Source organism: Kitasatospora sp. NPDC048298 (assembly GCF_043201465.1).
In the GTDB taxonomy this organism is placed as follows: Bacteria; Actinomycetota; Actinomycetes; order Streptomycetales; family Streptomycetaceae; genus Kitasatospora.
On sequence record NZ_JBICYZ010000016.1, the window covers coordinates 56,387 to 74,782 of the forward strand.

Annotated in this window: 11 protein-coding genes and 1 pseudogene; 6 read left to right on the plus strand and 6 right to left on the minus strand. The window is 72.8% G+C overall.

Features of this window, described 5'->3' with window-relative positions:
- Positions 1–22: 22 nt before the first annotated feature.
- Both ACGF0D_RS15505 and ACGF0D_RS15510 read right to left on the minus strand, forming a co-directional pair.
- Positions 23–1,882: an amino acid adenylation domain-containing protein gene (locus ACGF0D_RS15505; protein ID WP_392916322.1), complete on the minus strand. Its 1,860-nt coding sequence runs from the start codon at positions 1,880–1,882 to the stop codon at positions 23–25.
- On the minus strand, positions 1,879–7,947 hold the full coding sequence (locus tag ACGF0D_RS15510; RefSeq protein ID WP_392916324.1) for an acyltransferase domain-containing protein: 6,069 nt from the start codon (positions 7,945–7,947) through the stop codon (positions 1,879–1,881). The genes ACGF0D_RS15505 and ACGF0D_RS15510 overlap by 4 nt, the downstream gene beginning before the upstream one ends.
- Before the next feature lie 549 nt (positions 7,948–8,496).
- Between ACGF0D_RS15510 and ACGF0D_RS15515 the strand changes: the two genes are divergently transcribed.
- A complete protein-coding gene (locus tag ACGF0D_RS15515) occupies positions 8,497–9,894 on the plus strand; it encodes an MFS transporter (protein ID WP_392916327.1) in 1,398 nt (465 codons plus the stop codon).
- An 87-nt stretch (positions 9,895–9,981) separates the two neighbouring features.
- Here the strand turns inward: ACGF0D_RS15515 and ACGF0D_RS15520 are convergent.
- A pseudogene (locus ACGF0D_RS15520) lies at positions 9,982–10,173 on the minus strand (hypothetical protein); the annotation flags it as partial.
- Between ACGF0D_RS15520 and ACGF0D_RS15525 the strand changes: the two are divergent.
- On the plus strand, positions 10,148–10,300 hold the full coding sequence (locus tag ACGF0D_RS15525) for a hypothetical protein (RefSeq protein ID WP_392916437.1): 153 nt from the start codon (positions 10,148–10,150) through the stop codon (positions 10,298–10,300). The pseudogene ACGF0D_RS15520 and the gene ACGF0D_RS15525 overlap by 26 nt on opposite strands.
- Positions 10,301–10,407: 107 nt before the next feature.
- Here the strand turns inward: ACGF0D_RS15525 and ACGF0D_RS15530 are convergent, their stop codons facing one another.
- Entirely contained in the window at positions 10,408–11,133 is a 726-nt protein-coding gene (locus tag ACGF0D_RS15530; protein WP_392916432.1) for a helix-turn-helix transcriptional regulator, read from the minus strand.
- A gap of 464 nt (positions 11,134–11,597) precedes the next feature.
- Complete coding sequence (locus tag ACGF0D_RS15535; protein WP_392916330.1) at positions 11,598–12,269, minus strand: TetR/AcrR family transcriptional regulator; 672 nt, start codon at positions 12,267–12,269, stop codon at positions 11,598–11,600.
- A gap of 217 nt (positions 12,270–12,486) precedes the next feature.
- On the opposite strand from ACGF0D_RS15535, the gene ACGF0D_RS15540 reads away from it, so the two are divergent.
- The 4 genes from ACGF0D_RS15540 (at position 12,487) to ACGF0D_RS15555 (ending at position 17,058) form a co-directional block, all read left to right on the plus strand.
- Positions 12,487–13,971 carry an MFS transporter gene (locus tag ACGF0D_RS15540; protein WP_392916332.1) on the plus strand — a complete coding sequence of 495 codons (1,485 nt, stop codon included), beginning with the start codon at positions 12,487–12,489 and terminating at the stop codon, positions 13,969–13,971.
- A gap of 361 nt (positions 13,972–14,332) precedes the next feature.
- On the plus strand, positions 14,333–15,151 hold the full coding sequence (locus ACGF0D_RS15545; RefSeq protein ID WP_392916335.1) for a TIGR03084 family metal-binding protein: 819 nt from the start codon (positions 14,333–14,335) through the stop codon (positions 15,149–15,151).
- 39 nt (positions 15,152–15,190) lie between these two features.
- The gene (locus tag ACGF0D_RS15550; RefSeq protein WP_392870527.1) at positions 15,191–16,561 is read left to right on the plus strand and encodes an FAD-dependent oxidoreductase; all 1,371 of its coding nucleotides are present in this window, start codon (positions 15,191–15,193) and stop codon (positions 16,559–16,561) included.
- A 128-nt stretch (positions 16,562–16,689) separates the two neighbouring features.
- Positions 16,690–17,058, plus strand: a complete 369-nt coding sequence (locus ACGF0D_RS15555; RefSeq protein ID WP_392870530.1) for a YciI family protein — start codon at positions 16,690–16,692, stop codon at positions 17,056–17,058.
- Positions 17,059–17,130: 72 nt separating this feature from the next.
- Here ACGF0D_RS15555 and ACGF0D_RS15560 read toward each other — a convergent pair whose 3' ends face one another.
- Positions 17,131–18,291 carry an acyltransferase family protein gene (locus tag ACGF0D_RS15560; RefSeq protein WP_392916338.1) on the minus strand — a complete coding sequence of 387 codons (1,161 nt, stop codon included), beginning with the start codon at positions 18,289–18,291 and terminating at the stop codon, positions 17,131–17,133.
- Between the last annotated feature and the right edge of the window lie 105 nt (positions 18,292–18,396).

The window sequence follows — 18,396 nt, forward strand, 5'->3', positions numbered from 1 at the left end:
CTTCGGGTGGGGCAGGGGGTGCTCAGCGTCCGGCGGCCGCGCCGCCGCCACGGCCGCGCAATGCGGCACGGCGGGCACTGGCGCGCTGGCGGGCGGACTCGACCACCTCGGGGGTGGCGCCGCTCTCGTCGTCCAGCCAGCGGGCGAGGGAGGCGATGTCGCGGAAGCTGAAGAGGTCGGGCACGCGGACGCGGCGGTCGAAGCGCCGGGTCATCAGCCGGGCGAGGCGGACCAGCAGCAGCGAGTCGCCGCCGAGGTCGTAGAAGGCGGACTGCACGTCGATGGCCGACGGTTCGAGGTCGAGCAGCTGGCCCCAGATCTCCGACAGCGCCACCTCGGTCGGCGTACTGGCGGCCGTCAGCGGACCGCCGGAGGCGGCCGGCGGCTCGGGCAGCGCGTCGCGGTCGAGCTTGCCGCCCGGGCCCAGCGGGAGGGCGGGGAGGACGACGAGGGTCGCGGGCACCATGTAGTCGGGCAGTTCGACGGCGAGCCGGCCGGTGACGGCGCTCTGCAGCGCGGCATCCAGCCGGGGGCCGTCCTGGGCGGCGCCACCCGGGGCCGTGCCGTCCTGCGTCGCGCCGTCGCCCGCGGGCACGACGTAGCCGACGAGCCGGTTGCCCCGCACGACGGCGGCCGCCTCCCGGACCTCGGGGCAGGCGGTCAGCCGGGCCTCGACCTCCTCCAGCTCGATCCGGTAGCCGCGCAGCTTGACCTGGTGGTCGGAGCGGCCGAGGAAACGCAGTTCGCCGTTCTCGGTGAACTCGACGAGGTCCCCGGTGCGGTACATCCGCCCGCCCTCGCGGAACGGGTCCGGCAGGAAGCGCTCGGCGGTGGTGCGCGGCCGGTTGACGTAGCCGTGCGCGACGCCGACGCCGCCGAGGTAGAGCTCGCCGGGCCGGCCGGGCGCCACCGGCCGCAGGTTCCCGTCGAGCACGTGGACCACGGCGTCGGCGGTCGGCGGGCCGATGGTCGGCTCGTCGGTGCCGTCCTCGGGCACCAGCCCGAAGGAGCAGAAGACGGTTCCCTCGGTGGGGCCGTAGGCGTTGAACACCCGTACGGCGCCGGTCTCCCGGTAGGCCCGGTCCACCAGCTTGCGGCGCAGTGCCTCGCCGCCGAACACGATCGAGCGCACGTTCGGCGGCAGGGCGCCGGCGTCCAGCAGGCCGTTCATGACCGACGGGACGACGGTCAGGTGGGTGATCCGGTCCGCGTACCGGCTCTCCGGCAGGTGCACGGCGCTCTCGACGAGCACGACGGCGCCGCCGCGGCAGAGCGCGTTGAAGACCTCCATCACGGACATGTCGAAGCAGATCGAGCTCGCCGCCGAGACGCCGCTCAGGTCGCAGCCTTCGAGGACCCGGTCCATCGCGGCGAGCATCGCCACGGCGCCGGCGTGCCGGACGGCCACGCCCTTGGGCCGGCCGGTGGAGCCCGAGGTGTAGATGACGTACGCGGTGTCCTCGGGCACGACCGCCACCGGCTTCGCGCCGGGCTCGGTCGTCACGGTGTCCCCGAGCACGACGACGGTCGCGCCGGGCGGGCAGTTGGCCCGGGACGCGGGCGTGGTGAGCAGCAGGCGGGTCCCGCTGTCCTGGACCATGAAGGCCAGCCGGTCGGCGGGGTAGTTCGGGTCCAGCGGCAGGTAGCAGGAGCCGGTGCGCAGGACGGCCAGGACGGCGACGAGCAGGTCGGGGGTGCGCTCGACGCAGATGCCGACCGGGACGCCGGGGCCCGCGCCGTCGGCGGCCAGCCGCTCGGCCAACTCACGGGAGCGCTCGTTCAGTTCGCCGTAGCTCAGGACGCCGGCGTCGGAGTGGACCGCCGTCGCGTCGGGGTTCTTGACGGCCTGGGCGATGAACTCGGAGTGCAGGGTTTCGGTCAACGGTCCGTCTCCTTGGGGAGGCCGGCCGGCGCGACGGCGCCGAGGGCCTGGTCGGGTCGGGCGATCGAGTCGAAGAGCACGGTGCGGTACAGCGAGAGCAGCGCCGTCACGGTCCGCCGCTCCAGGTAGGCGGGCTTGAACTGGACGTGGCCGGCCACCCGGCCGTCGATGTCGGCCATCGAGATCTCCAGGTCGAACTTGGCGAGGTGCCGGCGGACCTGGAGGGGTTCGAGCGGCAGCGCGCCGTCCGGGGTGAGCGTGTCGCCGACGCCGTGGAAGAGCTTCACGGAGCGCGGGAAGGCGTCCGAGGAGAGCCAGTTCACCACCACGTCGAACCACGGGGAGCGGCCCTCCGCGCGCGGCGGCTTCAGCTGGGCGGCCAGCAGGTCGAGGGGGTAGTTCATGTGCTCCAGCAGGCCCAGCGAGAAGGCGTGGACCTCGCGCAGCAGCTCGCGGAAGCTGCGGTCGGCGGTCGGGTTCGCCCGCACCAGCACGGTGTTGAGGTAGTAGCCGATGGCGGACTCCCAGCCGGGTTCGGCCCGTTGGGCGATGGCGGTGGCGAGCACCGAGTCCTCGGTGCCGACCGCGCGGTTGAGCGTGGCGAAGAACCCGGCCAGCACGACGGTGCTCACCGACACGCCCTCGCGCACCGCGAACTCCCGCAGCAGGCGCGTCTCCTCGGCGCTCCAGCGGAACGCGACGTCCCGGCCCTCGTAGGTGACGCCCGGCGGCCGCTCCTTGTCGGAGAGGTCGAGGTGGGCGGGCGGGTCGGCGAGCTTGCGCGACCACCAGTCCAGCGCCGCCTCGGCGGCCGGCCCGGCCAGCCACTGCCGCTCCCACGCGACGAACTCGGTGTACGGGGCGACCGGCGCGCTGCTGGCCGGGTCGGCGCCCTCGTAGTACTCCTGGATCTCGCGGATCATGACGTCGGCCGACGCCGCGTCCGAGGCGATGTGGTGGACGAGCACCAGCAGGTAGTGGTCGGCGGGGCCGCGCCGCATCAGGACGATCCGCACCAGCGGCCCGTTGTCCAGGTCCAGCGGCTCGTGCCCGTACCCGGCCAGTTCCTCGCGGGCCTGCTCGTCGTCCAGGTCGGCGGTGTCCACGACGAGGAACTCGTACACCGGCTCGTCCAGGATGACCTGGTACGGGCTGCCGCCCGCCTCCACGAAGACGGTGCGCAGCGCGGGATGCCGGTCCAGCACGGCCAGGACGGCGCGCTCCAGGGCCTCCTCGTCGACCGCGGCCCGGATCCGGGCGGTCACCATGAAGTTGTACGGCACGGCGTCCGGCGCGACCATCTGCATGAACCACAGCGAGGCCTGGCCGTGCGAGGCCGGCGCCACGTCGAGGCCGAGGCCGTCGGCGCGCAGCTGCTCCAGCGCCGGGGCGTCGGTGGCCTCCAGCAGCCCGCGCGCGTCCAGTTCCTCCAGCAGCTCCTCGGCGTCCAGTTCGGAGAGGTCCGCCAGGAAGCTCCGGTCCGGCCGGGCCGGGGGAGCGGTGACGGGAGCCGTGACGGGAGCGGGGATGACGGGGCCGGCGGGGACGGCGGTGGCGCCGGCGGGTGCCGGAGCGGGTGCGGCCGGTCCGGCGGTGAGCCCGACGAAGTGGGCGACGACCTCGGTGATGGAGCGCCCGTCCAGGAACACCACCGGCGACACCCGGTGCCCGAGCACGGCCTGCAGCCTGTTGACGAGGCGGATCGCCAGCATCGAGTCCAGGCCGAAGTCGCGCAGGCCGGCCGCGGTGTCGAACCTGCTCACCGGTACGCCCAGCGCGTCGGCGAGTTCGGCGAGGACGACCTCCGCCACCGGCCGGTCCGCCGCCGCCGGGCTCTCGACCGGCCGCGCCTCGACGGGAGCCGTGACGGCCATGCTCGCCGCCGCGGTCTCGACCGCCGGAGCCGGGGCGGGCGCGGCCTCGCGGCGGGGCTCGGTGTCGATCCAGTAGCGCTCCTTCTGCCACTGGACGAGCGGGGTCTCCACGACCTCGACGTCGTCGCCGAACAGCGAGTCGAAGCTCAGCGGCAGCCCCCTGACGTACAGCGAGGCGACGGCGCCCAGCAGGCAGCGGACGTCGCTCTCCCCGCGCCGCAGCGAGTTGATCGCGTGCACCTCGGTGCCGCGGGACAGCCCGATCTCCTCGACCGCGCCGCGCAGCGTCTCGTGCGGGCCGATCTCGACGAAGGTGGTGACGCCCCGGTCCACCAGCGCGCCGATGGTCTCGGCGAAGCGGACCTGGTTGCGCAGGTTGTGCACCCAGTAGTCGACGTCGGTGACCGGGTTCACCGTGTCGGCCAGGGCGGTGGAGTGGAAGGGGATGCCCGGTGTCAGCGGGGTGATGCCGTCGATGGCCGCGCGCAGCGGCTCGAGCAGCGGGTCCATGCCGGGGCTGTGCACCGGCCGCTCGACCCGGATCCGCCGGACGGAGACCCCGTCCCGCAGGAGGTCCGCCTCCAGGGCGTCGACGGCCTCGGGCGACCCGGAGACCGCCGCGCTGGTGGGGCTGTTGACCACGGCGACGGCCGCGTGCTCGGCGTACGGGGCGAGCCGGGGCCGCAGTTCCTCCTCCGGCAGGTCGACCGAGATCATGGCGCCCTCGGCGGCCTTGCGCTCCAGCAGGTGCGAGCGGGCCACCACGACCCGGGCGGCGTCCTCCAGGGACAGCGCGCCGGACACGCAGGCGGCCGCGACCTCGCCCAGGCTGTGGCCGACGACGGCCGCCGGCTCGACGCCCAGGTCGAGCCAGACCTGCGCCAGCGAGACCTGCAGGGCGAACAGCACGGGCTGCTGGAAGTCCATCTCCTCGTACCTGGCCTCCTCGGCCGGGGCGGCGAGCAGGTCGAGCACCGAGAACCCGCCGGCCGCGCGGACGGCGGCGTCGCAGGCGGTCATCCGGGCCCGGAAGCCGGCGTGGGAGCGCAGCAGCTCGCGGCCCATGCCGACCCACTGGGTGCCGCCGCCGGAGAACACCAGCGCCACCCGCCGGTCGGCGTTCCCGGAGACCGTACCCGTGACGACGTCGGGGTGCGGCCGGCCGGCGGCGACCCGGGCGAGTCCGTCCAGGACGTCCTGCCGGTCGCGGGCGAACAGCGCGATCCGGTGGCCGTGGTGGCTGCGCCGGGCGGAGAGGGTGTAGGCGAGGTCGGACACCCGCAGGGCCGGGTCGCGTTCGACGTGGTTGGACAGCTCGCGGCAGGTGTCGGCCAGCGCGTCCGCGGTCCGGGCGGTGACGGGCACCAGGTGCAGCTGCCCGTCGGCCGCGGCGTCACCGGGGCTCGGCGCGAGGTGGCGGCCCCGGTCGCCGGCCAGGAACGGGTGGGCCGCGACGGGGAGTCCGGCGGTGTACAGGGCGCCGAGTGAGCCGAGCAGGGTGGCGGCCTCGTCGGCGCCGCGCCGCAGGGAGGGCAGGGTGGCCGCCGCCGGGAGGATCTCCGAGACCGACTTGAGCAGGAGGGGGTGCGGGCTGAGCTCGACCACCGCGTCGACGTCGTGGCCGCGCAGGGCCGTCAGGGCGTCGACCATCCGGATCTCCCGGCGCAGGTTGTCCGCCCAGTAGTCCGGCCCGAGCTCCGCGCCGTCGACGAGTTCGCCGGTGACGGTGGAGATCATCGGGATGCGGGTGGACCGGGGCCGGATGCCGTCGAGCTCGGCCTTCAGCGGGGCGAGGACGTGGTCGACCAGCGCGGAGTGCGGGGCGTGGCCCATCCGCACCCGGTGGCTGGTGACGCCGGCCTCGGTCAGCCGCAGGACGAGGTCGTCGATCTCCTGCGGGGTGCCGGTGACGAGGGTGGAGCCGAGGCCGTTGCGGCCGGAGAGGGTGAGCCCGCCGGTCAGGTGCGGCAGCACCTCCTCCGCGGGGGTCATCACCACGATGCCCTCGCCGCGGCCCACGGCCAGCAGTTGGAGGAGCCGGCCGTGGTGGGCGGCCAGCCGGGAGGCGTCCTCGAAGTCGAGGGCTCCGGCGATGTGGGAGGCGGCGAACTCGCCGACGCTCTGCCCCACCACGACGTCCGGCTCCACCCCCAGCGAGCGCCAGGTCTCGGCGAGCGCGACCTGGAGGGAGAACAGCAGCGGCTGGAAGACGTCCATGTCGTCCAGGCGGCCGTCGGGGTCGAGCAGCTGCTCGACCAGCGAGAAGCCCAGCAGCTCCCGCATCCGCCGGTCGGACCTCATCATGGAGCGGCGGAACACGGGCTGGCCGGCGAGCAGTTGACGGCCCATGCCGACCCACTGCGAGCCGTTGCCGGAGAACAGGAACGCCACCCGCGGCCTGCGGCCGGCCTTCCCGGCCTCCCCGACGCTCAGTCCGGGGGCGTCCGCGCCGGTACCGAAGGCGTCGAGGCTGCCACGGAGTTCGGCCATGTCGCGGGCGGTGGCGGCGAGCCGGAACGGGCCGTCGCCGGGGGTGCGGCGGCAGAGCGCGCGCAGGTCGTCCGCGTCGCGCACCGCCCGGGCCCGCTCGGCCAGCTCCTCGGGGGAGTCCGCGGCCAGCAGGAGCAGCGAGGCCTCGGGGCGCGGCAGTTCCTCGACGGCGAGGTGGCAGATCGAGCCGCCGAACCCGAACGAGCTGACGCCGCCGCGCCGGGCGTCGGAGCGCCGCGGCCACGGCTCCAGCCGGTCCTGGACGGTGAGGTTGTACTCGTCGAACAGGATCTGCGGGTTCGGCGCGCTGAAGTGCAGGCTCGGCGGCAGCACGCCGTTGCGCATCGACATCGCGAGCTTGACCAGGCCGACGATGCCGGCGGCCGCCTCCAGGTGGCCGACGTTGGACTTGACGGAGCCGAGCCGCAGCGGCTCCGCGCGGTCGCCGCCGAGGACGGCGCCGATGGCGTTGGCCTCGATCGGGTCGCCGAGCGGTGTCGCCGAGCCGTGGCACTCGATGTAGTCGACGAGGTGGGGTGCGATGCCGGCCCGCTGGTAGGCGGTGCGGAGCATCTTCTCCTGGGCCTGGGGGTTCGGCGCCGTCATGCCGTTGCTGGGGCCGTCGTTGTTGGAGGAGCTGCCCTTGATCAGGCAGTACACCGGCAGGTCGCGTTCGAGCGCCACGCTCAGCGGGGCGAGCACGACGACGCCGGCGCCCTCACCGCGGACGTAGCCGTCGGCGCGGGCGTCGAAGGACTTGCAGCGGCCGTCCGGGGCGAGCGCGCCCATCTGGTCCATGGCGGTGTAGTAGTCGGAGACGAAGCTCAGGTTCACGCCGCCGGCCAGCACCAGGTCGCTCTCGCCCAGCCAGATCGACTGGCAGCCCACGTGCACCGAGACGAGCGACCCGGCGCAGGCCGAGTCGATGGCCATGCTGGGGCCCTGCAGGCCGAGGACGTAGGAGACGCGGTTGGCGATGATGCCGTCGTGCATGCCGGTCGCGGTGTGCGGGGTGATCTGGCTGTCGGGGCCGCGGTAGTGGGCCAGGGCGGCGTAGTCGCCCCAGCAGGAGGCCATGAACACGCCGGTGTCGCTGCCGACGAGGCTGTTCGGCGCGATGCCGGCGTCCTCCAGGGCCTCCCAGGACAGCTCCAGGACCAGGCGCTGCTGAGGGTCCATCTGGACGGCCTCGCGGGGCGAGATGCCGAAGAACAGCGGGTCGAAGCGGTCGATGTCGTCGATGAACCCGCCCCAGCGCACCCGGTCGTTCAGCAGCTCGCGGCGTGCGGCCGGCACCGGTCCGACGGCGTCGCCGCCCTCGGTCAGCAGCCGCCAGAACGAGGACGGGTCCGGCCCGCCGGGGAACCGGCAGCCGATGCCCACGATCGCGACCGGCTCGTGCGTGGGAGAGCGGCGTTCGGTGCTCCGGGCGGGCTCCGCGGCCCGCGGACCGTCGACCAGGGCGCGGGCCAGCCCGTCGACGGTCGGGTACTGCCACATCAAGGTGGCCGGGACCTGCCGGCCGAGGAACTCGGACAGGGCGGCCGCGAGGTTCACCGACTTCAGGGAGTCCAGTCCGTACCGGTGCATCGGTGCCCACCGGTCCACGGAGTTCGCGGAGACGTCCAGTAGCTCGGCGAAGCGGGATAGCAGGAAATCCGTGACGGCGGATATGTCTCGCGCTGCGCGCTCTTGGGGCATGGCGACTCCCTCGACAGGGCGGATGGAATGGACGGTTGGAGCTTCACAGCCGATCGTTCGCAGGGGGGGACTGGCGGTTCTTTCAGGTGGGGGGAATTCGGCCACGAAGGAGCACCTCAGGTATAGGCCTGTACATGACATGCCTAGGCCTGCGGTCGTGCGGCACTGCTCCTCTCGTGGCAGGAGGGAGGAACGGAGCGCCGATCGCGTGACTCGCCAACGCGTGTGGGGGGCAGGGTGCTACGAGGTGACCGGAGTGATCGCGGATCAGCGGCTCACTGTGGAATTCTCACCGGCGCTCACGGCGCCGCGCCGGCGGAGCTGTCGCGCATTCTCGCTGCCGGGATTCTGGCAGCGCTGTTTCATCCGCGCGTTCGGGTGGGGAGCTTCTCGACTCCAGGATTGCGCACTTCGTGCTCCGGTTGTGGCAGTGGCGAGATTTGATCGACAAAGTGTCCGATTCGATCTCCTGGGACGGTACCATTCAGTGCCGTTTTGCGGGCCGGGGCGGAGTGGACAGCGGATGAGTGGTCAATGCAAGCTGTCCGCATGGCAGTTGACAAATTTGACGCGGCGTCGACCGATGCCGAGAACTCCTTACCCGGACCTGCCCCGGCCGCCCCGGTCCGCCGGCCGGGACTGGCACTCGGCGTGCTGGCCGGGGCACTCGCGCTGGACGTGAGCGGCCTCGGCGTGCTCAACGCCGCCCTGCCGTCCGTCGGAGAGCGCTTCCACCTGGGCGAGACGACGCTCCAGTGGGTCATGACCGCCTACGCCGTCACCTTCGCCGGCTTCCTGCTGGTGGGCGGCCGACTGGCCGACGTGCTCGGGCGGCGGCGGGTGTTCGAGGTCGGCGTCGCGCTGTTCACCGTGTCCGCACTGGTCGGCGCGGCGGCCCCCAACACCGCGACCCTGCTGGGCGCGAGAGCCGCGCAGGGCATCGGCGCCGCCCTGTCGGGCCCGGCCGCGCTGGCGCTGCTCACCGACACCTTTCCGGCCGGTCCGGCACGCAACCGGGCCTTCGGGGTGTACGCGGCCGTCGGCGCCGCGAGCTTCAGCGGCGGGGTGCTGCTGGGCGGCGTCCTGACCGAGTTCCTCGGCTGGCGCTCGGTGCTGTGGTTCTCGGTGCTGCTCGGGCTCGGGGTGCTGGCCGCGACGCGCGTCGGACTGCCCGACGGCGCCGGCCACCGCGGCCGGCTCGACCTGCCCGGCGCGATCACCGGCACGCTCGGCCTCACCCTGCTCGTCGTCGGCGTGAGTACCGGCGGTGCCTCGGCGTGGATCGTCCTCGCCGCCGCCGTGCTCTTCCTGGTGCTGTTCGTCGTCCGGGAGCACCGCACCGCCGACCCGGTGCTCCCGCTCGGCCTCTTCCGGACCAACGCGGTGCGGGAGGCGAGCCTGGCGGCGTTCCTCCAGTACACGGGCTCGGTCGGGATGCTGTTCTTCGCCCCGCTGTACCTCCAGGGGATGCTGCACTACTCGCCGTTCGAGTCCGGCATCGCCCTGGTGCCGATGTCCCTGGCCGTGTTCCTCACCGCCAACTTCGCCACCGGCCGGCTGCTCGCCAAACACTCCCCCCGGACGCTGATGGCCGTCGGCCTCGTCCTGATCGGGGTGGGCACCGGGCTGTGGCTGGGCACGCCGCAGGACGGCGACTACCTGCTGCACGTGCTGCCCGGACTGGTGGTCAGCGGCATCGGTCAGGGGCTGAACTTCCCCTCGATGACCTCCGCCGGCCTCTCCGGCGTCCCGGAGCGGCAGCACGCCGTCGCCGGGGCGGTGAACGTGGTGACCCAGCAGATCGGCGCCAGCGTGGGCGTGGCGCTGCTGGTGCTGGTCGCCGCGACCACCGAGGACCAGCTCGCCGGTTACCACCTCGCCTACGTCACCGCCGCCGCCGCGTGCGTGCTGGGCGCGGTGTTCATCGCGGTGCGGCGACGGGCCTGAGCGTCCCGCGCGGTTCCGCGGCCGGTGTCGCGGACCCCGCCGACCAAGATGCCTGAGCCGCCGGTCCGGAGCCCCCGGACCGGCGGCTCAGGCCGTGTTCGGTCCGGCGACGGCGAGACGAGGGAGCGCCCGCCCCCCGCCGCAGCGGCCGGCGGGCCCGCCGCTGACCGGCGGTCGCCGGGCTCGGACCGCGCTGCGGGCGGCGCGCACCAGGGCGTCGAAGAGCCGCTGCTGGGCCGGGTCCTCGTGGGCGGTGTCCTCCGGGTGCCACTGGACGGCCATCGGGCGCGCCGGCATCGCCCGCGTCGACCGGGACGCCGAGACCTTCGCCTCCGCGAGGTTCGTGAACCCGGAGGAGGTCGACGACGACCGGATCGAGAAGCGCGCCTCCGTCCTGACTGCGTGAACGGCGTCAGGAAGCCCCCCGTGGCGGTCACGCACGCCTGATGGGCCGTCAGGTATACGGCCCGGAGCCGGAGTTCCGGGCCGTACGCCGTGTTTCCCGGCACCCGCTCAGCCGGCCTCGCGTAGCTCGCTGTTCCTGGAGATGGCCGCTGCCCGGACATCTAGCAGCGCGAGCAGGACCGGTGGGTCGAGGGCGCGCACGGGGCGAAGGTGAAGTTCGAGGGGATCCACCGGGACGTTCGTCCTGATCTCGATGGGGCCGACCGAGCCGACGGAGGCCTCGTCGGTGAGGACCTCCTCGCAGGAGGCGGGGACGGAGTGCGCGAGCAGGTACCAGGTCCCGGCCGGCACGTGTTCGAGGAGGAAGGAGCCGGGGCGGGGGAGCACGGCGCAGGCGGCCGGCCGGCCCTCGGGGATGCGGGTGCGGAAGAGTCCGACGAAGACGCGGCCGAGTCGTTCGGCGTCGCACGCCCGGATCTCGCCGCGGACGGTGGCGAGTTCCGTCGGCTGGTTCCAGCGCCGGGTGTCGAGTTCGATGTGGTTGGTGAAGCCGCGTAACTGGCGGAACATCGTGGGCGAGGTGCCGACGCTGCTGGCGAACCGTGAGCTGAAGGTGCCGACGCTGTTGTAGCCGACGCGGTGGCTGATCTCGGTCACGGTGCAGTCCGTCTCGAGGAGCAGGCGCTTGGCGGCCTCGATGCGAATGGCGGACAGGAAGCGTCTCGGTGAGACCCCGGTCACCCGCTGGAATTCCCGGGAGAAGTGGAATTTGCTGTAGATGGCCGCCTCTGCCATATCGTCTATGGTCAGTAATTCGCCGATGTTCTCGTGCATGATCTCGATGGCTCGGGCCACGGCTTCTTCGATTGCAGGTTTCAAGGTGACTCCAGATTCTCGCTGTACCCGGTGGACGACGGAAACTTCGCTCCGGCACTGCGTCCCGTGACGCAGCCGATCGGGGGGAGGAGATTCGGCTGCCGGAGCGTGCGAGGTATCCCGGCTCCCTTCGTTAAAGTGCCAGTGACACTGCGTGTTGTCGCGATTGCGATTGACGACCGTAGCAGGTGGACATGACAAGTACAACGGTGTGTTCACGCCCTTATTCGGCAAAGTCGAAGGGGGAGATACTCGCCGGTATATGTTTGAAATATCGCAGCAATTGAAGAGGTGTGGCCGAGGGGGGATGACGTAGCCGTGGGTGGTGCGGATGGGGCGGGCGAGGCGCCGGTGACCGGTGGGACGAGCGTGCCGGGCCGGTGCCCGCGGAAGTCCTCCCCGGATCACGGCGGTTCCACCCCTCAATCCGCGTCGGTCGCCGAGTCCACCTCCTCCCGGAGCCGCTCCGCGGAGGCCGACACCGAGTTGACGGCGGCCTCCCGGGTGTCGCCGACGGCGACCATCAGCCCCACCAACTGCGCCTCCAGCAGGCTATCGGCGTTCCAGGGCTCGGTCAGGTAGTCGCCGAGCTCCAGAACGACGAGACCGTGAACGGCGGACCACATCTGATGTGCGACCAGGTCGGCGTCCGCCGCCCGGAACCGGCCGGCCTCGATGCACCGGGCGGCGCACTCGGCCACGCCCGCCAGCGTGTAGCGGCCGTATTGCCGGTCCTCCTCACCCAGTGAGAAACCGGCCAGTGAGGACCCTCCGAACATCACCGCGTACAGGTGGGGGTTGGCCAGCGCATTGAGCCGGTACGCACGACCCAGCAATGCCAGGTCGCTCACCGGGTCGTCGCTGAACTCCACCAGGGTGAAGTAGTGCTGGAGCCGGGCGAACCCTTCGTGAACCATGGCGCGCACCAGGCCGCGCATTCCGTTGAAGTGGGTGTACAAGGCCATCGTGGAGGCGCCGATCTCGCTCGCGATGCGACGGGCGGACAGCGCCTGCGGCCCTTCCTCCGCGAGCAGCCGGGCGGCGATGTCCACCAGCGCCGGACGGGTGCTGGGATCCGTGTGACGCGGACTCATTCCTTCAGTCAAGCAAAATGCCGTTATCCCAGGGCGGTTCGCGCCCACAACCCTCGGATCCCCGCACAATGCGAGAAGCAGCCCTTCGCGCGCCGGGCATAGCTTTCCAGTCACTCAGCGCGACATTCCAGGGCCCACCGGCGGCCGGAGAACAGCCGGGAAGATATGTCGTGGGCCCTCGCGCGATCACCACACCCTTGGTCAACGGAGGTCGCTCTTGTCCACCACAGCCCCCGGCCGGACCACCGGCGCCACGCTGCTCCTCTCCCTGGGCAGCCTGATCGTCCTGGTCTCCTCGGCATTCGCCTTCCACCATTCCTTCGCCATGGATCCCTCGATGCCGATGGCCCACATGCCGGCCGACGACGGCCGGAAGCTGCACGGCATGGCACTGGCGGACATGCCGGAGATGTTCACCGCCCTCGGCGGACTGCTGCTCGTGGTGGCCGGCGCCGCGCTGCGCGGGCGGCCGAAATCCGTCGAGGCCGACTCCGGGTCCGGGCGGCGCGGCCGGCTGCTGGTCGCCGTCATCGGCACGGCCGCCCTCACCATCGACATCAGCAAGACCTCCACCCTGGGCTTCGTCATCCCCGGCATGCGGGCCGAGTACGGGCTCGATCCCCGTACCGCCTCCCTGCTGGCGGTCTGCGGGCTGACCGGGACGGCGGCCGGGGCGCTGCTGTTCGGCGTGCTCACCGACCGGATCGGCCGGCGCAGCTCCTACCTGATCGCCACCCTCGGCTTCACCGCCACCAGCATGTGCGGCTCGATGCCCACCTTCGAGGGGAACCTGGTGATGTGCGGCCTGATGGGCCTGGCGGTCGGCGGCCTCGCCCCGCTGCTCATCACCCTGCTCACCGAGACCGCCGGCGGAAAGGTCCGCGGCTCCGTGGTGGTGGCGCTCTCCGTCGTCGCCACCGCGGTCGGCTACCTCGTCGCCGCCGGCTCGGCGCTGTGGCTGGAGCCGGTGTTCGGCTGGCGGATCCTCTGGCTGATCGGTGCCCCGACCGGCGCCGTGCTGGCCCTGCTCACCCCCCTCGTCCCCAACCGGGTCTCCGCCCCCGCTCCGGCGGCCGCGGACGCCCCGGCCGTCCGGCACCTGCCCAGGTCCTCCCGGGCCCTCACCCAGGGCCTGCAGCGCGCCTTCGCCACCCTGATCGGACTGCTCACCTTCGGCCTCACCACCTGGGTGCCGAGCCTGGCCAGGATCGGCGGCGTACCGGTGCACACCGCGAACCTGATGCTCACCGTCGCGGCGATCGTGATGATCCCGTGCGCCCTGCTGCTGATGCTCGGCTACCGCCGCTTCGGCCCGACCTCCATGGCCGCGGGCCTGGCCACCGCAACCGCCGTGCTGCTGCTGGCGCTCACGGCCAGCGGCGCGGTGGCCGAGGTGGGCTGGATCGCCGCGGGCGCGCTGGTGGCGGCGCTGTTCTCGGTGAACTCGATGGCGGCGATCTTCCTCCCGATCGCGGCCGACCTGGCGGAGCCGGAACGGCGCGGCCGGACCACCGGGTGGGTCTCCCTCTTCAACCGGCTGGGCGGCCTGATGGGGCCGCTGCTGCTGGCGAGCCTGGTCTCCTCGGCCTCCGCCGTCCTGGTGGCGGTCTCCGCCCTCGCCCTGCTGTGCGGCGCGGCCGCCTGGTACATCAGCCGCCGGCACCGCCTCGCGCTGGCGGGCCCCGAACCGGCGACCGACTGACCGGCGACCGACTGACCGGCGACCGACCGACCGGCGGGGGGGCCCCCGGGGGGCCCCCCCGCGGCCGCGGGGCGGCCGGGCGCCCCCCCCGAGCAGAGAAGCCCCCCGAGCACGGCCCCGCCGCGAAAGGGGAGGCCCCCCAAAACGCCGCTCCCCCCCCCCCCGCCCCCCCCCCCCCCCGCCGGGGGCCCCCCGCGCCGCCCCCCCCCCCCTCGACCGCGGGGCGTCCGGGCGCACAGCACGAGCAGAGAAGCCCGCCGATCTCGGCCCGGCCGATACTGGGCAGGCCCCCGAATCCGACGCTCCGCAAAGCGAGTCGAGACGGCGTCGGCATCCGGACCCCCTGACGGAAGGAAGAGGCATGCCCGACTCACAGGACGTGACAGCCGCACTGGCGGCGGACGGCGACGCCGTCGAGGCCCTGGTGGCGGACCTGGCGGACGCCGACTGGGCGCGGCCCACCCCGGCGCCGGGCTGGACCATCGCCCACCAGATCGCCCACCTCGCGGCCACCTTCAAGCTGGCGGGCACCGCCGCGGCCGACCCGGAGGCGTTCAAGGCGCTGGCCGCGGGCGTCGGGCAGGACTTCGACGGTGCGGTGCAGCAGTCCCTCAAGCCCTACCTGGCGCCCTACCTGGCGTCCGGCGCGCCGAAGGACCTGCTGGAGCGCTGGAACGCCGAGCGGCGGACCGCCGAGCAGGCCCTGGCGGCCGTCCCGGCCGGTCAGCCGGTGCCGTGGCTGGTCCGCCCGCTGCCGGCGCCCGTCCTGGCCGCCGCCGGGATGATGGAGCTGTTCGGCCACGGCCAGGACATCGCCGACACGCTCGGGGTGCGCCGCGAGCACACCGACCGGCTCCGCTACCTGGTCGAATTCGCCGTCCGCACCTGGGACTTCGGGTACCAGGCGCGCGGACTCGCCACCCCCGCGACGGAGTTCCGCTTCGAGATCACCGCCCCGTCCGGCGCCCGCTGGGAGTTCGGCCCCGCCGACGCCGAGCAGCGCGTCAGCGGCCCCGCCGTCGACTTCTGCCTCCTGGTGACCCGCCGCCGCCACCGCGACGACCTCGCCCTGACGGCCGACGGCAAGGACGCCGACGGCTGGCTCGACCTCGCCCAGGCCTACCGCGGCCCGGCCGGCGAGGGCCGCACTCCCGGCCAGTTCCGCCCGTCCGGGAACTGACCGCCGTACCCGTCCTGAATCCGTAGAGAGGGGACCTTCATGGCCACCCGTACCGACGAATGTGCCGTGGTTCTCGGCGGAAGCATTGCGGGCCTGCTGGCGGCCAGGGTGCTCTCCGAGTCCTATCCGAGGGTCGTGATCGTCGAACGCGACAAGATCCTCGGGGTCCGCGGGCCGCGCCGCGGTGTCCCGCACGGCAACCACGCCCACGGGCTGGTGGCCCGCGGCCACCAGATCATGGAGTCGCTGTTCCCGGGCCTCACCGACGAGTTGATTGCCGCAGGGGTGCGGCCCGGTGACTTCAGCGGCGACATCCGCTGGTACTTCAACGGGCTGCGGCTGCGCCCCGCCCGTACCGGCCTGCCGTCCGTGCCGGCCACCCGGCCGGTGCTCGAGTACCACCTGCGCGAGCGGGTGCGGGCGCTGCCGGAGGTGTCGTTCCTGGAGGAGCACGACGTCGTCGCCCCGGTGACCGACGCCTCCGGGCACCGGGTCACCGGGGTGAGGGTGCAGCAGCGCACCCCCGGAGCCGAGGAGCGGACGCTCTCGGCCCACCTGATCGTCGACACCACCGGCCGCGGCTCGCGCACCCCGCTGTGGCTGGCCGACCTCGGGTACCAGGCGCCCCCCGAGGAGCGGATCGAGATCGACCTGGCGTACACCACCCGCCACTACCGCCTGGAGAAGGACCCGTTCGGCAGCGAGATCGCCATCATCCCGGCCGCCACGCCCTCGCACCCGCGCGGGGGGTTCTTCTACCGGGTGCCCGGCGACGACAACCAGGTGGAGCTGTCGGTGACCGGGATCATGGGCGACCACCCGCCCACCGACCCGGAGGGGTTCGACGCCTTCGTCCGTTCGCTGCCCGCCCCCGAGATCCACGAGGCGATCCGCGACGCCGAACCCCTCGACGAACCGCTGCGCTTCCGCTTCCCGGCCAGCGTCCGCAGGGACTACAACCGGCTGGAGCGCTTCCCCGCGGGGCTGCTCGTCATGGGTGACGCGGTCTGCAGCTTCAACCCCGCCTACGCCCAGGGCATGACCTCGGCGGCGCTGCAGGCGCTGGTGCTGCGGCGGCACTCCGCGGGGCGCCGGCTGCCGCGCCCCCAGGACTTCTTCCGCGAGGTCGCGCGGGAGATCAAGACCCCCTGGGAGTCCGCCGCGGTGTCCGACCTCGGCTACCCCGGCGTCAAGGGCCGGCGGACCGCCCAGACCAACCTGGTCAACCGGTACGTCGCGCTGGCCCAGCGGGCGGCGGTGCACGATCCCCGGGTGACCGACGCACTGGTGCGGATCGCCGGACTGGTGGCCTCCCCGCAGTCCCTGATGCACCCGCGCACCCTGCTGCGGGTCCTGCGGGCCTGCCGCCGCCCCGTGCCGCCCTCGGCCTTCGGATCGCCGACTTCCTGAAGCGGACGTCGGCGATCCGATTGGGAGGGAAGACACTTCTTCGCCACTATGTCGAGAGCGGCGCGTCGGCGCCGACGAAGTAGTGGAGGGGGGCGCAGCAGGCGCCTCACGTCGCAGGGAGCGGAACCATGAAGTACCTGATCATGATGTACCCGAACGCCGCGGTCCTGGACGCGATGTCGGAGGAGGAGCGCAACGCCCTCTTCCAGGGGCACGGCGGGTTCATGGAGAAGATCAAGGCGAGCGGCGAGTTCGTCGGGACCCTGGCGCTGGCCGGCATCGACCAGAGCGCCGTGGTGAGCGTCCGGGGCGGTGTGCCCGCGGTGACGGACGGTCCGTACGCCGAGGCCAAGGAGTACATGGGCGGAATCTACGTCATCGACGTCAAGGATGCGGAGCGCGCCCGCGAGGTCGCCGCGATGATCCCGGACGCCGCGGTCGAGGGCCTGGGCATCGAGCTCCGGCCGGTCGTCTACAGCGATGGTTTCTCTTCCTGACCGGTCGCCCGGGGGCCCTCGTGGCCCCCGGGCTTCCGGCTCTTCCGTGTTCTCACCCGTGCCGGCGGGTGATCAGGTCTGGAGCTGGGGCTCCGGGTCCGTGCGGTCGGGTGCGCGTCGGGCCGGTGGCCGGCCCCAGCGGCGCATGGCCGGCACCTCGACGGTCTTGTGCAGCACCCAGGCGAGCGCCACGCAGAGCGCGTAGAGGCCGAGGATGAACAGGATGGCGACGGGTGTGGAGAACGTCGTCGGGGTGTATCTGCCCGCGTAGCCCACGAACTGGCCCGAGAACGCCGCGTGCGCCGCGAAGATCACGGTGATGTGGATGATGTAGAAGGCGAAGGACAGCTCGCCGAGCCACATCATGAAGCGCCCGTCGAGGATCGTTCCCCTGCCGGAGCGGTCACCGGAGGCCAGCGAGCCGATCAGCAGCGCGGCCGGGATCGGGTAGAGCGCCGCGACCATGAAGACGGCGGGCAGGTGGGCCATCAGCAGGAAGACGGCGAGGTTGAGCAGGACGGCCGGCAGGACGCGGATCCTCGGCCACCGCCCGTCGGCGACGATCCGGGCGAGGAGCATGCCCATCACGAACTCGATCGTCCGGACGGGCGGGAAGAAGCACAGCGCCCACATCTGGGGCCAGGACCCCGCGGGGTAGAAGCTCGGCGGGTACCCCGAGAGCAGCGGCTGGCTGATCACCGGGATCAGGGCGGCGGTCACGCCGAGGCCGATCAGCCAGGGCCACAGGGCCCGCTGGTCGAGCCGCCGGACGAACCGGAGCAGCAGCGGGAACAGGGCGTAGCACAGCAGGTCCACCGTGAGGGTCCAGCTCGGCCCGTTGAACTGGTACAGCATCAGGTCCTGGGAGGGCCACCAGGTCTGCACCAGGAAGAGGCCGGCGATGGCCGGGACCCATCGGATGGTGTCGCCCGCGGCGGCGAACTGGCTCAGGGCGAGGACCGCGATCAGGGCGTGGGACGGGCCGATGCGCATCAGTCTGCGCCGCCAGAAGTCGACGGTTCTGCGGCCCGGTCTGGCGGACCAGGTGAGGACGAATCCGCTGAGGACGAAGAAGACCGAGACCGCGAGGAAGCCGACCCGCCCGTTGCCCGTCAGGCTGTTGAAGGCGGAGTGGGCGGCGGGGTCCGAGAACACGGGGAGCAGGAGCGCGTGGTTGGCGAAGACGAAGACGACGGCGACGGCCCGCAGGCCCTCCAGCGACGGCAGCGTCATCGCAGGGGTGGGTAACTGGGATTTCACGGCAGTCCCTTTCTCCGGGGTGGAGAACGCTCGGACGGTGCCGCCCGGTCTCTCGGCCGGTACGCGGCACCGGGCGGC

Coding starts and splice junctions, on each gene's coding strand:
- ACGF0D_RS15555 (WP_392870530.1), top strand. CDS start 16,690: ATGAAGTACCTGATCATGATGTACCCGAACGCCGCGGTCCTGGACGCG.
- ACGF0D_RS15530 (WP_392916432.1), bottom strand. CDS start 11,133: ATGCACGAGAACATCGGCGAATTACTGACCATAGACGATATGGCAGAG.
- ACGF0D_RS15535 (WP_392916330.1), bottom strand. CDS start 12,269: ATGAGTCCGCGTCACACGGATCCCAGCACCCGTCCGGCGCTGGTGGAC.
- ACGF0D_RS15515 (WP_392916327.1), top strand. CDS start 8,497: ATGGCAGTTGACAAATTTGACGCGGCGTCGACCGATGCCGAGAACTCC.
- ACGF0D_RS15560 (WP_392916338.1), bottom strand. CDS start 18,291: ATGACGCTGCCGTCGCTGGAGGGCCTGCGGGCCGTCGCCGTCGTCTTC.
- ACGF0D_RS15545 (WP_392916335.1), top strand. CDS start 14,333: ATGCCCGACTCACAGGACGTGACAGCCGCACTGGCGGCGGACGGCGAC.
- ACGF0D_RS15550 (WP_392870527.1), top strand. CDS start 15,191: ATGGCCACCCGTACCGACGAATGTGCCGTGGTTCTCGGCGGAAGCATT.
- ACGF0D_RS15510 (WP_392916324.1), bottom strand. CDS start 7,947: ATGCCCCAAGAGCGCGCAGCGCGAGACATATCCGCCGTCACGGATTTC.